The organism is Pseudomonas sp. NFACC05-1 (assembly GCF_900100135.1).
GTDB classification, from domain to species: Bacteria; Pseudomonadota; Gammaproteobacteria; order Pseudomonadales; family Pseudomonadaceae; genus Aquipseudomonas; species Aquipseudomonas fluorescens_Q.
This window is the reverse complement of sequence record NZ_FMTR01000004.1, coordinates 41,412-56,147: the sequence shown is the minus strand read 5'-3', so window position 1 is coordinate 56,147 and position 14,736 is coordinate 41,412. Positions and strand designations below refer to the sequence as shown.

The window sequence follows — 14,736 nt, the reverse complement described above, 5'->3', positions numbered from 1 at the left end:
GCAAACGTGCCAATGGCTCCACCCGCAGCCTAGGTATACCCCGCGCGCTCCAGTTCGTCAGGCATTGAGGGCTGATGCCTAGCACCTCGGCAAAGGCCGAGTGAGAGATGCCGTACTCTTCCAATAGGTTGCGCAAGCGTTGCCCGCAAGTCCGCCGGGCGCTGGGCTGTGGATATTTTTGTTTCGCCTTGGCCATTGTTATTGCTCAATATCTACTAATACGTTTAGCCGGACGACTGTAAAGAACACGGTGTAAAGCCAGACATCTTTGACTGCTTAGTCATCAATATAAGAGGAGCGAACCCACAAATAGGGCGGAAGAGTGCCTACAGATGGTGCTTACAACAGATATGCATGCACGATTTGAGCTCTCAGATCTGCAGCAAAAGGACTGCGGGGAATACAAGGTCGATTACATGGGCTTGAGCGTCATGCGCACGAGCGCGGATAGCGCGGATCTGGTGGCGAGGAGACAAGCTCCCCACACAGCAGCATGCTCGGCTTTCGTCTCGCTTATTCCCATAAGCCATAACCCCCTTACTTTGCGTGATATGGCCGCGCCAGGTTTGCCGGTATGATAGGCGCCCCCGCAGTCCGGATTGCGAATACGCCATGACTCTGCAGTACCCAACCATCGCCGATTGCGTCGGCAACACTCCGCTGGTCCGTTTGCAACGCTTGCCCGGCGTGACCACTAATACGCTTTTGCTCAAGCTTGAAGGGAATAACCCGGCGGGTTCGGTCAAGGACCGGCCGGCGCTGTCGATGATCACCCGTGGCGAATTGCGCGGGCAGATCCGGCCTGGCGACACGCTGATCGAGGCGACCTCCGGCAACACCGGTATTGCCCTGGCGATGGCGGCGGCGATCAAGGGCTACAAGATGATCCTGATCATGCCCGACAACTCCAGCGCCGAGCGCAAGGCAGCGATGACGGCCTACGGTGCCGAGTTGATCCTGGTGACCCAGGAGCAGGGCATGGAAGGTGCCCGGGACCTGGCCGAGCGCATGCAGGCCGAGGGTCGTGGCAAAGTGCTGGACCAGTTCGCCAACGGCGACAATCCAGAGGCCCACTACACCTCCACCGGCCCTGAGATCTGGCGCCAGACCGACGGCACCATCACCCATTTCGTCAGCTCGATGGGCACCACCGGCACCATCATGGGCACCTCGCGCTACCTGAAAGAACAGAACCCGAACGTGCAGATCATTGGCCTGCAACCGATGGAAGGCTCGGCCATTCCCGGCATCCGCCGCTGGCCCGAGGAGTATTTGCCAAAGATCTACCAGGCCGACCGCGTGGATCGCATCATCGACATGGCCCAGAGCGAAGCCGAGGACGTGACCCGTCGCCTGGCGCGCGAGGAGGGCATCTTCTGCGGCGTGTCTTCGGGCGGTGCCGTGGCGGGGATGCTGCGCCTGTCCAAGGAAGTTGAAAACGCGGTGATCGTCGCGATCATCTGTGACCGTGGCGACCGTTACCTGTCGACCGGCATTTTCGACGCGCCCAACTGATGGCCAAGCAAGAGAGAGGCCTGCGCTTCCAGCCCAGCGGCGGAAGCCGGGCCCCGCAAGTGCCCACCGGCAAGAAGCAGCGCTTGACCATCGAGCGCCTGGCCAACGACGGTCGGGGCATCGCCTTCATTGAAGGGCGCACCTGGTTTGTCATCGGCGCCCTGGCCGGCGAAGAAGTCGAGGCGCGGGTGCTCGGTGCCCATGGCAAAGTGGTCGAGGCCCGTACCGAGCGCGTGTTCCTGCCCAGTGAACTGCGACGTGCGGCGCCGTGCGTCCATGCTGGTCGCTGCGGCGGTTGCAGCGTCCAACATTTGCCCCATGACGAACAACTCGCCCTGAAACAGCGCATGCTCGCCGAGCAGTTGTCGCGGGTGGCCGGGGTGGTGCCAGAGGAATGGGCCGCGCCCTTGAGCGGGCCGGAATTCGGTTACCGGCGTCGCGCCCGCGTGGCGGTGCGCTGGGATCAGAAGGCGAAAAAACTCGAAGTCGGTTTCCGCGCCGTCGGCAGCCAGGACATCGTCGCCATCGGTGATTGCCCGGTGCTGGTACAGCCCTTGCAGCCGATCATGAGCCGCCTGCCGGAGATGCTGCGTCGCTTGAGCAAACCCCAGGCGTTGGGGCATGTGGAATTGTTCGCCGGTTCGTCCCTCGCGGTATTGCTGCGCCACATGGCGCCGCTGTCGGAGGCCGACCTGACGATCCTCAAGGACTTCTGCGCGTTCCATGAAGCCCAGTTGTGGCTGCACGGTGAAGGTGAGCCGCAACCGGTCGAGCCCGGGCAAGCTCTCGGGTTTCGCCTGGATGCCTGGGACCTTGAGCTGGCTTACCGACCGGGGGATTTCATCCAGGTGAACGCCGGGGTCAACGAGGCGATGATCGCCCAGGCCCTGCAATGGCTGGCACCGCGAGCCGAGGAACGGGTGCTGGATCTGTTCTGCGGCCTGGGTAACTTTGCCTTGCCGCTGGCCAAAAGCGTGCGCCAGGTGGTGGCTGTCGAAGGCGTGCAGACCATGGTGGATCGTGCGGCGGCCAATGCCGTCAGTAACAATTTGAATAACACGGCCTTTTTTCAGGCCGATTTATCCCAGCCTCTGGCTGATGCCCAATGGATCGGCGAAGGCTTTTCTGCGGTACTCTTGGACCCACCCCGTGACGGTGCTTTCGAGGTGGTGCGCAAACTGTCGTCCCTGGGTGCCAAACGGTTGGTCTATGTATCGTGCAACCCGGCAACTTTGGCCCGGGATACGGTCGAACTGATCAAGCAGGGCTACCGGTTAAAACGTGCCGGGATTCTCGATATGTTTCCTCAAACGGCGCATGTCGAGGCCATGGCGTTATTTGAAGCGAGCCAGGATGGCTTGTCCGACTGACCCGTTCGTGCCAACTCGCCACAGCCCTGGGCGTAAACACGGGCATGAAGGTCAGCGAAGTTGACGCATTGAATCTGCGTCGTAGGGAAGGTAAGTAAAGATGGTACAGGTGAGAGCACACCAGCCGATCAACACCGACGGCAGTATCAATCTCGAGGCTTGGCTCGATCATGCGGTCAGCGTCGACATGGCTCTGGATCGCGAAGCCTTGAAGGCCGCCTGCGAGTTCGCTCGTGAGGCGGAGCAGCAACATAACGCAGCGAAGAACCTGTGGTCCGAAGGCACCTCGAGTTTCCAGACGGGCCTGGAGATCGCCGAAATTCTTGCTGACCTCAAGCTCGACCAGGACTCCCTGGTGGCGGCGGTGTTGTACCGCGGCGTGCGCGAAGGCCAGATCCAGCTACCGGTGGTCAGCCAGCGCTTCGGCACGGTGGTCGCCAAGCTGATCGATGGCGTGCTGCGCATGGCCGCCATCAGCGCCAGCCTCAGCCCGCGCCAGTCCATGGTGCTGGGCACCCAGGGCCAGGTGGAAAACCTGCGCAAGATGCTGGTGGCGATGGTTGACGACGTGCGCGTCGCGCTGATCAAGCTGGCCGAACGTACCTGCGCCATCCGCGCCGTGAAGTCTGCCGATGACGAAAAACGCAATCGCGTCGCCCGGGAGGTGTTCGACATCTATGCCCCCCTGGCCCACCGTCTCGGCATCGGTCACATCAAGTGGGAGCTGGAGGACCTGTCCTTCCGCTACCTGGAGCCGGATCAATACAAACAGATCGCCAAGCTGTTGCATGAGCGGCGCCTGGATCGCGAGCGTTTCATCACCGATGTGATGACCCAGTTGCGCGAAGAGTTGCAGGCCACCGGCGTGGTAGCCGACATCAGTGGCCGGGCCAAGCACATCTACTCGATCTGGCGAAAAATGCAGCGCAAGGGCCTGGAATTCAGCCAGATCTACGACGTTCGCGCCGTTCGCGTCCTGGTCCCGGAAATGCGCGACTGCTACACCGCGCTGGGGATCGTCCATACCTTGTGGCGGCACATTCCGAAGGAGTTCGACGACTACATCGCCAACCCCAAGGAAAACGGTTATCGCTCGCTGCACACTGCAGTGATCGGCCCCGAGGGCAAGGTACTGGAAGTGCAGATTCGCACCCATGCGATGCACGAGGAGGCTGAGCTGGGCGTCTGCGCCCACTGGAAATACAAGGGCACCGACGTCAAGTCCGGCTCCAATCACTACGAAGAGAAGATCTCCTGGCTGCGTCAGGTGCTGGAGTGGCACGAGGAACTGGGTGACATCGGCGGCCTGGCCGAACAGCTGCGGGTCGATATCGAGCCGGACCGGGTCTATATCTTCACCCCCGACGGCCATGCCATCGACCTGCCCAAGGGCGCGACGCCGCTGGACTTCGCCTACCGGGTCCACACCGAGATCGGCCACAACTGCCGTGGCGCCAAGATCAACGGGCGGATCGTACCGCTCAACTACAGTCTGCAGACCGGTGAACAGGTCGAGATCATCACCAGCAAGCACGGTACGCCGAGCCGCGACTGGCTGAACCCGAACCTGGGCTACATCACCACGTCGCGGGCCCGGGCGAAAATCGTCCACTGGTTCAAGTTGCAGGCTCGCGACCAGAACGTCGCCGCTGGCAAGACCCTGCTCGAGCGCGAACTCGGTCGCCTGGGCCTGCCGCAGGTGGATTTCGACAAGCTGGCCGAAAAAGCCAACATGAAAACCGCCGAAGACATGTTCGCCGCCCTCGGTGCCGGCGATCTGCGCCTGGCGCAGTTGGTCAACCTGGCCCAGCAACTGGTGGAGCCGGAGCGGGGCAACGAGCAACTGGAGCTGATCCCGCGCAAGGCTACCGGCTACAAACCGGGCAAGCGTGGCGATATCCAGATCCAGGGCGTGGGCAACCTGATGACCCAGATGGCCGGCTGCTGCCAGCCGTTGCCGGGGGATGCGATCGTCGGCTACATCACCCAGGGCCGTGGCGTGAGCATTCACCGACAGGACTGTGCCTCGGTGCTGCAACTGGCCGGTCGCGAGCCGGAGCGGATCATCCAGGTCAGTTGGGGCCCGGTACCGGTGCTCACCTACCCGGTGGACATCGTCATCCGCGCCTATGACCGCTCCGGCCTGCTGCGTGACGTGTCCCAGGTGTTGCTGAACGAGCGGATCAACGTGCTGGCGGTCAACACCCGTTCGAACAAGGAAGACAACACCGCGTTGATGTCGCTGACCATCGAGATCCCGGGGCTGGATGCGCTGGGGCGGTTGCTGGGGCGGATTTCCCAGTTGCCGAACATCATCGAGACCCGGCGTAACCGGACGCCAGGTTAAGCGCAGTCCAAACATGTGGGAGCGAGCTTGCTCGCGATAGCGGTCCATCACTGACCGGCCGCCATCGCGAGCAAGCCCGCTCCCACAGGGTTATTTTGTGATGAGATGGATTGATGTATAGCCTCGAAGACCTGCTCCACCTGATGAATCGCCTGCGGGACCCGCAGTACGGCTGCCCGTGGGACATCCAGCAAACCTACGCGACCATCGTTCCTCATACGCTTGAAGAAGCCTACGAAGTGGCCGATGCCATCGAGCGCGGCGACTTCGATCATTTGCAGGGCGAGTTGGGCGACTTGTTGTTCCAAGTGGTGTATTACAGCCAACTGGCCCGGGAAGAGAACCGCTTCGAATTTGCCGGCGTGGTCGACAGCATTACCCGCAAGCTGATCCGCCGCCATCCCCATGTGTTTCCTACCGGGGACCTTTACGCGCCAGTGGACATCCCGCGCCTGAGTGAAGAGCAGGTCAAGCAGCGCTGGGAAGAGATCAAGGCAGAGGAGCGGGCCGAGAAAGCCGCGGCCCCCGAGCAGTTGTCGTTACTCGACGATGTGCCGGGGGCGCTACCGGCGTTGTCCCGTTCGGCGAAGCTGCAAAAGCGTGCGGCGCAGGTCGGTTTCGACTGGCCAGGCCCGTTGCCGGTGCTCGACAAGGTCCGGGAGGAGCTGGACGAAGTGCTTGAAGCCATGGCCGACAACGATCCGGTGGCTATCAGCGACGAGATCGGTGACTTGCTGTTCAGCGTGGTGAACCTGGCTCGCCACCTCAAGGTCGACCCGGAAACCGCCCTGCGTGGCGCCAACGGGAAGTTCGAACGACGGTTCCGATTTATCGAACAGGCATTGCGCGACACCCACCGTCCCATGGAAGATTGCACCCTCGAAGAGTTGGACGCCTTGTGGGGCGAAGCCAAACGTCAGGAAAAGAATTTGCCCAGCTGTGGCTGAGGCCGTTGCCTAAGTGAGTAAGCACCATGAGCCTTTCCCTTCGCGACCAGTTGCTCAAAGCAGGGCTGGTCAACCAAAAGCAGGCCAAGCAGGTCGGCAAAGAGAAACAGAAGCAGCAACGCCTGGCCCATAAAGGCCAGATCGAACTGGACGATTCCCAGCAGCGCGCGGCCCAGGAGGCCATGGCCGAGAAGGTCAAGCGCGACCAGGAACTCAACCGTCAGCAGCAGGAAAAGGTCGAGCAGAAGGCCCGGGCTGCGCAGATCAAGCAATTGATCGAAGTCTCGCGCCTGCCGAAGCTGACCACCGAGGATTACTACAACTTCGTCGACGACAAGAAGGTCAAGCGCATCTCGGTCAACACCCTGATGCGCAACAAGCTGAGCAGCGGCTCGTTGGCGATCGTCCACCATGCCGGCGGTTACGAAGTGATCCCGCGCGAGGCGGCCCTGAAGATCCAGGAACGCGATCCCAAGCGCATCGTCCAGCTCAACACCCAGACCGAAGAAGTGGATGCCGATGATCCGTACGCGGCGTATCAGATTCCGGATGATTTGATGTGGTAAAGCCGGCAACCTGAAAAAACGACCCGTGGCGAGGGAGCTTGCTCCCGCTTGAGTGCGAAGCGCTCACAAGAAAGGGCTGCTATGCAGCCCAGCGGGAGCAAGCTCCCTCGCCACAGGGGCCCCGTGTCGTTCAGGATTCCGTCATTTCTCGCGAGCGCAGCCGTTCCTCGCGCTCCAGCTCAGCCTTGTAGCTATGGGCATCCGTCTCCGAGTGGAACATCCCCACCAGCAAATCCTGTTGATGCACATCCCAGATCCGGATACCGGCGGCAATGCCTTCGTGGGACATATGGGCGTCATCGCGTTCAGTTACTTTCACAGTCATCTTGCAAGCTCCAATCTCTGTTATCTGCAGCAAGGCGTGTGCAGGACTTTGTTATAGATTTGGATAGCGTGCTAAGTAAATGCCCCGGTTCGTTAAGAAGTTTTCATGGAAAGCGCCATAATCCTGCAGGCCAAGTGGTGCGCGGCATTCGGTCGCAGGTGTTTTTCATGAAGAAGATTTCATGTCGCAATCCTCCATGAATACAAATCCTGTGGGAGCTTGAAATCCAGGCAATAAAAAGCCCCGCATGGCGGGGCTTCCTGGTGTTTGCGTCGATCAGCTGCCTTTCACAGCCTTGCCGTTGACCGTGCCGTCCAGGAGCATGATGTTGTACTCCTTGCCGTCGGTCTCGACCTGTTGCAGGCGCACCAGCAGGTAGTCCCAGTCCTTGGCGAACCAGAGCACGGTGATGCGTTTGCTTTGCGTCGGGTCGCGCACGCGCTCGACCTTGATCGCGTCGATCTGGCCGGCCTTGGTGTCGACTTTTTCCGAGCCCAGCACGCGGAAGTCATAAGTATCGATCTCGCCATCATCGACGACCTGATAGCTCATGCTTTTCTTGCCGGCCGCCACGTCGTGCTGCAGGGCCAGTTGATAGGTGGATTTATCGACCATGCCACGGTTGAGCGGCAGCTTGACCGCGTCGCCGCGATCGGTGCCGGTGACCATCTTGGTGTTCCAATCGAAGTCCAGGTCGGCCTTCTTGGCTTTGCCCAGGCCACCGCGTTCGAAGTGGTAGGACTGTGGCAGCAGCGTGTCCTTGTCCAGGGTCAGGGTGCTTTCTTCGGTCAGGCTGGCGATCATCATCGAAGCCTTGAAGCTCAGCTTCCAGGTGCCGTTGGCTTCCTTGGTCAGGCTGCGCTCGGCGGTGCCGCTCATGGGCAATTGTTTCCAGTCGGCGGTATAGCTGGCGGAGAACGGTTGTAGTTCCGCAGCCTGTGCCAGGGGCAGGGCAAGCAGAGCGCAAGCGAAGAGCAGGGCGCGACGCATAAAATCTCCTAGTATCGAATCAAATGGCCGCTGGCGGCGAGCAACTGGCCGTCCAGTGAGGCTCCGCGATCGTCGAGGGTCAGCCTTCCTTCGGCAAACCAACGCACGGCCATCGGGTAGATCTGGTGCTCGCGGGCGTGAACCCGTTGCGCCAGGCTTTGCGGCGTGTCGTGCAACTCTACCGGTATTACTGCCTGTACGACCAGTGGTCCGCCATCGAGTTCCTCGGTGACAAAGTGCACCGAGCAGCCATGCTCCGTGTCTCCGGCCTCCAGCGCCCGCTGGTGAGTGTGTAACCCTTTGTATTTGGGTAGCAGCGAAGGATGGATATTGAACAGGCGGCCCTGGTAGTGACGCACGAAGCCGGCGCTGAGGATGCGCATGAAGCCAGCGAGGACCACCAGTTGCGGATTGAAGGTGTCGATCTGTTCGATCAACGCGGCGTCGAAGGCTTCGCGGCCCTCGAACGCCTTGTGATCCAGGACGCGGGTGTCGATCCCCGCGTCCTTGGCGCGTTGCAGGCCATAGGCATCGGCGCGGTTGGAGATTACCGCGCGGATACGGACCGGGCTGTCGCCGGTCCGGGTGCTGTCGATCAGGGCCTGCAAATTACTGCCGGTGCCGGACAGCAGCACCACCACGTCACAGGTTGCGGACATCAATGCGCCTTAAGGTTTTTCAGCTCGACCTGTGCAGCGCCTTCGGCCGCGGTAGCGATCTGGCCGATGACCCAAGGCTGCTCGCCAGCTTCACGCAATACGTTCAGGGCGGTCTCGACGTGCTCCTGGGCCACGCAGATGACCATGCCCACGCCGCAGTTCAGCACGCGGTGCATTTCGGTTTCATCGACATTGCCTTTCTCTTGCAGCCAGTCGAACACCGCCGGGCGGGTCCAGCTCGCCACGTCGACCACGGCCTGGGCGCCTTTTGGCAGCACGCGCGGGATGTTGTCCAGCAGGCCGCCGCCGGTGATGTGGGCCATGGCCTTGACGGCGCCGGTGTCCTTGATCAGCTTGAGCAGCGGCTTGACGTAGATGCGGGTCGGGGCCATCAGCAGGTCGGCCAGTGGCTTGCCGTCGAGCTGGGTGTTTTCGATGTCGGCACCCGAGACTTCGATGATCTTGCGGATCAGCGAGTAGCCGTTGGAGTGCGGGCCGGAGGACGGCAGGGCGAGCAGGGCATCGCCAGCGGCGACTTTCGAGCCGTCGATGATCTCGGCTTTCTCTACCACGCCGACGCAGAAGCCGGCCAGGTCGTAGTCTTCGCCTTCGTACATGCCAGGCATTTCAGCGGTTTCGCCACCGACCAGGGAGCAGCCGGACAGTTCACAGCCGGCACCGATGCCGGTCACCACCTGAGCGGCGGTATCGACGTTCAGTTTGCCGGTGGCGTAGTAGTCGAGGAAGAACAGCGGCTCGGCGCCGCAGACCACCAGGTCGTTCACGCACATGGCCACCAGGTCGATGCCGATGCTGTCGTGCTTGTTCAGGTTCAGGGCCAGGCGCAGCTTGGTGCCGACACCGTCGGTGCCCGAGACCAGGACCGGTTGCTTGTAGCCGGCCGGGATCTCGCAGAGGGCGCCGAAACCGCCCAGGCCGCCCATGACTTCCGGACGCGCAGTGCGCTTGGCGACGCTCTTGATGCGTTCGACCAATGCTTCACCGGCGTCGATGTCTACACCGGCGTCCTTGTAGCTCAGGGAGGGTTGCTTGCTCATGATCCAGGCCTTTAGGGGGGATTTCTGGGTAACGACCGACGCCGGGGCCATTGAATAACCGTTGTACGAATTATTCCGGGAGCCCAGCCATTGCCGGTCTGCGAAGGCGCGCGATTTTATCAGGCTTGAGGGGCAGCGGCCATCCTCGCGCCGACGGGCAGGGACATATCCACGGAAAAAAACCGATATTTCTTATATTGGTACTGCGTAGCGCGTCTGTATAAGGTGTAGCGGTAACCGGCTATGGTGATGACCATGCGAAACTTCCATCGGGCGTGTGAATGTTTTGCCGGGTGTTGTGGTCACAGCCATGCTCAATCTTCTTCACACGGCCTGTTCCAGCCGTTATGTCCGGGAATCTTCCATGCGTTTGTTCAAATTCTTGTCTATGGGCTGCCTGGCGCTGATCAGCCTGGCGAGCCATGCCGAAACCGTCAATGGCCTGTATCAAGTGCTCGAGCCGGTCAGCAGCCAGACCCCGGAAGAGCGTAACCAGGCGACTCTGCGTGCGCTGGACACGTTGGTGCTGCGCCTGACCGGCGACGCCAAGGCCTCCCAGAATCCTGGCCTGGCGGCGATCCGCAAGGACCCGCAACAGATCATTCTTCAATATGGCTACGACGCCGGCCCGCCGGAAAGCCTCAAGGTGGACTTCGACCCGGCGAGTACCGACCGGGCGTTGCGCTCGGCAGGCTTGTCACTGTGGAGTGCGAACCGGCCATCGATCCTGGGTTGGTGGCTGAACGACTCAGCCGAGGGCTCCAGCCTGGTGGGCGATGGCCAGGCCAGCGCCACGCCATTGCGGCGTGCCGCCCAGCATCGGGGGCTGGCGTTGCACCTGCCGCTGGCGGACTTGAGCGAGCAGATCGTTGCCACCGCACCAAACCTGGAAGGCAGCGATCCGGCGCCTTTGCGCGATGCCTCGGAGCGCTACGCGACAGACGCCTTGCTGGCGGTCCACGCCAAGGAGGAGGGCGGGCAGTGGAATGGGGCCTGGCGCCTGTGGCTGGGCGATCAGCGTGAGCAGGGTACGGCCCAGGGCGCCGATCCGGCCGCATTGGCTGACGCGGTGATGTTGGCGGTGAACCAGCGCCTGGCGCCGCGCTTCGTCGCCAAGCCGGGCGTGGCGACTGAGCGTTTGCTGGAGGTGCAGGGCATGAACCTTGAGCGGTATGCGGCGCTTGGGCGTTTGCTCGAACCATTTGGTGGGCAGTTGCAGCAGGTCGAGGGTGATCGGATCGTCTATCGAGTCAACGGCAGCGCCGAGCAGTTGAAGGCGCAACTGGCCCTGGCGAAACTTCAGGAAGTTCCGCCCGACGAGGCCGTCGCGCCAGTGCCAGTGGCGCCTCCCGCCGCCGATGGCTCGGCCCCGGTTGCAGCACCTGTGCCGGCGCCGGCAGCCAATCTGCGGTTCCGCTGGTAGGTTTTCTTTCTTTATATAGCTAGGAGTGGTTCATGGGCGATACGCGGCGTTGGTTCTGGTTGGGTGGGGTTGCCCTGCTGTTCGCCCTTATCTATTTGCTGCATCCGATCCTCACACCGTTCCTGGTCGCGCTGCTGTTGGCCTATCTGTTCGATCCGGTGGTGGATCGCCTGGAAAAACTCGGCCTGTCGCGCACATGGGGCGTGGTGGCGGTATTTGCGCTGTTCACACTGATTGTGAGCGCCCTGTTGCTGGTGCTGATACCGATGCTCGCCAAGCAACTGTTGCGCCTGTACGAATTGGCGCCGCAGATGCTCGATTGGTTGCAGCACAGCGCGGTGCCGTGGGTGCAATCGAAGCTAGGGCTGGCGGACGGTTTCTGGAAGTTCGACAAGGTCAAGGCGGCTATCAGCGAGCACATGGGCCAGACCACCGACATCGTTGGCGTGGTGTTGAGCCAGGCCACGGCCTCGGGCCTGGCGTTGATCGGCTGGCTGGCGAACCTGGTGCTGATTCCGGTGGTGGCCTTCTATCTGCTGCGGGATTGGGATCTGATGATGGCGAAGATTCGTAGCCTGCTGCCGCGTCACCGTGAAGAACGCATCATGACCTTGACCTTCGAATGCCACGAAGTGCTGGGGGCGTTCGTGCGCGGGCAACTGCTGGTGATGGTGGCGCTGGGTTTCATCTATGCCGCAGGGCTGATGCTAGTAGGACTGGAGCTGGGCCTGTTGATCGGCCTCATCGCCGGCCTGGCCGCCATCGTGCCGTACATGGGGTTTGTGATTGGTATTGGCGCGGCATTGATCGCCGGACTGTTCCAGTTCGGCGGCGACCTGTACCCGATGCTGGGCATCGTCGCGGTGTTCATGGTCGGTCAGGCGCTGGAGGGCATGGTGCTGACGCCGCTGCTGGTGGGCGATCGTATTGGCCTGCATCCGGTAGCGGTGATCTTCGCGATCCTGGCTGGGGGAGAGTTGTTCGGCTTCACCGGGATTCTGTTGGCGCTGCCGGTGGCGGCGGTGATCATGGTGCTGGTGCGCCATATGCATGATTTGTACAAGGATTCGGACATTTATAGCGGCGCTGAAGACCCCGACCTGTAGGGCAAATCGTTGGCGGAGCGTCAGGGAAACCGACGCTCTGTCCTCTTGCCGCTGCAAACCTTTGATTTTGCTCGTGGTCCGGCGCATTGTGCGGTCCGTGTCACGGGTATAAACTTTGCGAACTTTACACAGAGGCCACTAACGGTTCCTTTGGAACTGTTCAGTCAGCATGAAACCGATTCAGCTGCCCCTAGGTGTGCGTCTGCGTGATGACGCCACCTTTATCAATTACTACCCAGGCGCCAATGCCGCTGCACTCGGCTATGTCGAGCGGCTTTGCGAAGCCGACGCCGGCTGGACCGAAAGCCTGATCTACCTGTGGGGCAAGGACGGGGTAGGGCGCACGCATCTGTTGCAGGCCGCGTGCCTGCGGTTCGAACAATTGGGCGAACCTGCGGTGTACCTGCCGTTGGCCGAATTGCTTGACCGCGGTGTTGAGATCCTCGACAACCTTGAGCAGTACGAACTGGTCTGCCTGGACGATCTCCAGGCCGTGGCCGGCAAGGCTGATTGGGAAGAGGCGCTGTTTCATCTGTTCAATCGGTTGCGCGACAGCGGTCGGCGCTTGCTGATCGCCGCGTCGACGTCGCCACGGGAGCTGCCGGTGAAGCTGGCGGACCTCAAGTCCCGTCTCACCCTGGCGCTGATTTTCCAGATGCGTCCGCTTTCCGACGAAGACAAACTTCGTGCCTTGCAGCTGCGCGCGTCCCGGCGTGGCCTGCACCTGACCGACGAAGTCGGGCATTTCATCCTCACCCGTGGCACCCGCAGCATGAGCGCGCTGTTCGAACTGCTCGAACGCCTCGACCAGGCCTCCCTTCAGGCCCAGCGCAAGCTGACCATTCCTTTTTTGAAAGAAACTTTGGGCTGGTAAAACTGTCGTCCGATGATGGCTTAAAGCCTCTTCTGGGTCCGGTGAAGCCCGCGGTTTTACTGGGCTGTAGGGCTGTAACCCGCTCAGGTCGGGCTTAAGCGCTTAGATGTAAGCGTAAAACCGAGAAGTCACATTTGCATCGATTGAATTTGCAAATGAGGTTGATAGAAGGCATAGTCTCGCCATCTTTACTACTTCAGCCACGGTCGTGCCCATGCTAAATCGCTTCGCACCCCTCGTGCCTCTCGCACTCGTTACCCTGTTGTTTGGTTGCGCTGCCCACTCCCCAGTGTCCCAGCAAGCGCAGGAACCACAGGTCAAGAACTCCGTTACCGCCCAGTCTTCCTCCGTTGCGTTCCAGGAAGAAATGGCCTCCGACAAAGAGCTCGCAGCCTTCGCCGGCAGCAAGCCTTACCAGCTTCCAGTATTGGCTGACAGCATCCTGGAACGCGGGATGTCGTTGATCGGGACCCGCTACCGTTTTGGCGGCACCTCTGAAGCTGGCTTCGATTGCAGCGGTTTCATCGGTTATCTGTTCCGCGAAGAGGCCGGCATGAACCTGCCGCGCTCCACCCGCGAAATGATCAACGTGAACGCCCCACTGGTGGCTCGCAACCAACTGGAGCCCGGTGACCTGCTGTTCTTCAGCACCAACGGTCGTCGCGGTCGCGTCAGCCATGCCGGTATCTACCTGGGCGACAACCAGTTCATCCATTCCAGCAGCCGCCGCAGCGGTGGCGTGCGGATCGACAGCCTGGGCGACAGCTACTGGAGCAAGACCTTCATCGAAGCCAAGCGCGCCCTCGCCATGGCGCCGACTGTGGTCACTGCCCGCAAGTAAGCACACAGTTTGTAAGGCAAACTTAAAGTCTTACTTGAAGTTTGTCGTATAGCCGCTAGAATCCTGATCATTGTTTGATGGCAATCCGCCTGCGTACTCCGCAGGCGGATTTGTTTTCATGCCCACGGCAGAAAAGCCGCATCCAGATCAGGATTGTTCTGCATATGTCGACGTCGGCCCGCCTCGCTCTCATGTTCCTCGCCGCGCTGCTCAGCGCTTGCGCCAGCCGCACTCCACCGCCAGCTCCCGTGCGGGCTCCGGTGGTCTTTGCCCCCTCACAAACCTTTTCCCCTGCCGCCGAAGATGTGCTGTTCCGGGCATTGGGTTTGGTGGGGACGCCGTATCGCTGGGGCGGTAATACGCCGGATTCGGGTTTCGATTGCAGCGGCTTGATTGGTTACGTCTACCGCGATGCGGCGGGTATTTCCCTGCCACGTTCCACGCGGGAAATGATCGGCATGCGCGCCCCGGATGTGGGCAAGGAGGCGTTGCAGACAGGTGATTTGATTTTCTTCGCCACCAACGGCGGCTCCCAGGTCAGCCATGCCGGGATCTATGTGGGGGAGGGCCGTTTCGTCCATGCACCGGCCACCGGTGGCACGGTAAAGCTCGATAGCCTGTCCAAGGCTTACTGGCAGAGGGCTTACCTGGGCGCCAAGCGGGTGCTGCAGCCGGAGCATTTGGCGCGCAATCCCTGACCCTTCAACGTTTGCAA

General features: G+C 61.3%; 14 protein-coding genes. 10 read left to right on the top strand and 4 right to left on the bottom strand.

What is annotated here, in order from left to right:
• The first annotated feature begins 612 nt into the window (after nucleotides 1-612).
• The 5 genes from cysM (at nucleotide 613) to BLO97_RS08490 (ending at nucleotide 6,745) form a co-directional block, all read left to right on the top strand.
• Entirely contained in the window at nucleotides 613-1,515 is a 903-nt protein-coding gene (gene cysM, locus BLO97_RS08510) for a cysteine synthase CysM (RefSeq protein WP_092345568.1), read from the top strand.
• Nucleotides 1,515-2,885: a 23S rRNA (uracil(1939)-C(5))-methyltransferase RlmD gene (gene rlmD, locus BLO97_RS08505; protein ID WP_072346486.1), complete on the top strand. Its 1,371-nt coding sequence runs from the start codon at nucleotides 1,515-1,517 to the stop codon at nucleotides 2,883-2,885. Before cysM ends, rlmD begins: the two co-directional genes overlap by 1 nt.
• A 100-nt stretch (nucleotides 2,886-2,985) precedes the next feature.
• Nucleotides 2,986-5,232, top strand: coding sequence for a GTP diphosphokinase (relA, locus tag BLO97_RS08500; protein WP_003204671.1), 2,247 nt, complete (start codon nucleotides 2,986-2,988; stop codon nucleotides 5,230-5,232).
• Between the two features lie 113 nt (nucleotides 5,233-5,345).
• The gene (gene mazG, locus BLO97_RS08495) at nucleotides 5,346-6,179 is read left to right on the top strand and encodes a nucleoside triphosphate pyrophosphohydrolase (protein ID WP_063324752.1); all 834 of its coding nucleotides are present in this window, start codon (nucleotides 5,346-5,348) and stop codon (nucleotides 6,177-6,179) included.
• Nucleotides 6,180-6,205: 26 nt separating this feature from the next.
• Nucleotides 6,206-6,745, top strand: coding sequence for a DUF2058 domain-containing protein (locus tag BLO97_RS08490; protein ID WP_053124301.1), 540 nt, complete (start codon nucleotides 6,206-6,208; stop codon nucleotides 6,743-6,745).
• Nucleotides 6,746-6,875: 130 nt separating this feature from the next.
• On the opposite strand, the gene BLO97_RS08485 is transcribed toward BLO97_RS08490, so the two are convergent.
• From BLO97_RS08485 to purM, 4 genes are all read right to left on the bottom strand, one after another.
• Nucleotides 6,876-7,070 carry a hypothetical protein gene (locus tag BLO97_RS08485; protein ID WP_092145286.1) on the bottom strand — a complete coding sequence of 65 codons (195 nt, stop codon included), beginning with the start codon at nucleotides 7,068-7,070 and terminating at the stop codon, nucleotides 6,876-6,878.
• 276 nt (nucleotides 7,071-7,346) lie between these two features.
• Nucleotides 7,347-8,060 carry a DUF3108 domain-containing protein gene (locus BLO97_RS08480; RefSeq protein WP_063324753.1) on the bottom strand — a complete coding sequence of 238 codons (714 nt, stop codon included), beginning with the start codon at nucleotides 8,058-8,060 and terminating at the stop codon, nucleotides 7,347-7,349.
• 8 nt (nucleotides 8,061-8,068) lie between these two features.
• Nucleotides 8,069-8,719, bottom strand: coding sequence for a phosphoribosylglycinamide formyltransferase (purN, locus tag BLO97_RS08475; RefSeq protein ID WP_003204660.1), 651 nt, complete (start codon nucleotides 8,717-8,719; stop codon nucleotides 8,069-8,071).
• Nucleotides 8,719-9,777 carry a phosphoribosylformylglycinamidine cyclo-ligase gene (gene purM, locus BLO97_RS08470; protein WP_003204658.1) on the bottom strand — a complete coding sequence of 353 codons (1,059 nt, stop codon included), beginning with the start codon at nucleotides 9,775-9,777 and terminating at the stop codon, nucleotides 8,719-8,721. The genes purN and purM overlap by 1 nt, the downstream gene beginning before the upstream one ends.
• Before the next feature lie 364 nt (nucleotides 9,778-10,141).
• Between purM and BLO97_RS08465 the strand changes: the two genes are divergently transcribed.
• From BLO97_RS08465 to BLO97_RS08445, 5 genes are all read left to right on the top strand, one after another.
• Nucleotides 10,142-11,200 carry a DUF2066 domain-containing protein gene (locus BLO97_RS08465; protein WP_092345566.1) on the top strand — a complete coding sequence of 353 codons (1,059 nt, stop codon included), beginning with the start codon at nucleotides 10,142-10,144 and terminating at the stop codon, nucleotides 11,198-11,200.
• A 32-nt stretch (nucleotides 11,201-11,232) separates the two neighbouring features.
• The gene (locus BLO97_RS08460; protein ID WP_092345564.1) at nucleotides 11,233-12,306 is read left to right on the top strand and encodes an AI-2E family transporter; all 1,074 of its coding nucleotides are present in this window, start codon (nucleotides 11,233-11,235) and stop codon (nucleotides 12,304-12,306) included.
• A 169-nt stretch (nucleotides 12,307-12,475) separates the two neighbouring features.
• Nucleotides 12,476-13,180 carry a DnaA regulatory inactivator Hda gene (hda, locus tag BLO97_RS08455; protein WP_003178999.1) on the top strand — a complete coding sequence of 235 codons (705 nt, stop codon included), beginning with the start codon at nucleotides 12,476-12,478 and terminating at the stop codon, nucleotides 13,178-13,180.
• A 214-nt stretch (nucleotides 13,181-13,394) separates the two neighbouring features.
• Entirely contained in the window at nucleotides 13,395-14,021 is a 627-nt protein-coding gene (locus BLO97_RS08450) for a C40 family peptidase (RefSeq protein WP_092345562.1), read from the top strand.
• Nucleotides 14,022-14,185: 164 nt separating this feature from the next.
• Nucleotides 14,186-14,719 carry a C40 family peptidase gene (locus tag BLO97_RS08445; RefSeq protein WP_092345560.1) on the top strand — a complete coding sequence of 178 codons (534 nt, stop codon included), beginning with the start codon at nucleotides 14,186-14,188 and terminating at the stop codon, nucleotides 14,717-14,719.
• The last annotated feature ends 17 nt before the right edge of the window (nucleotides 14,720-14,736 follow it).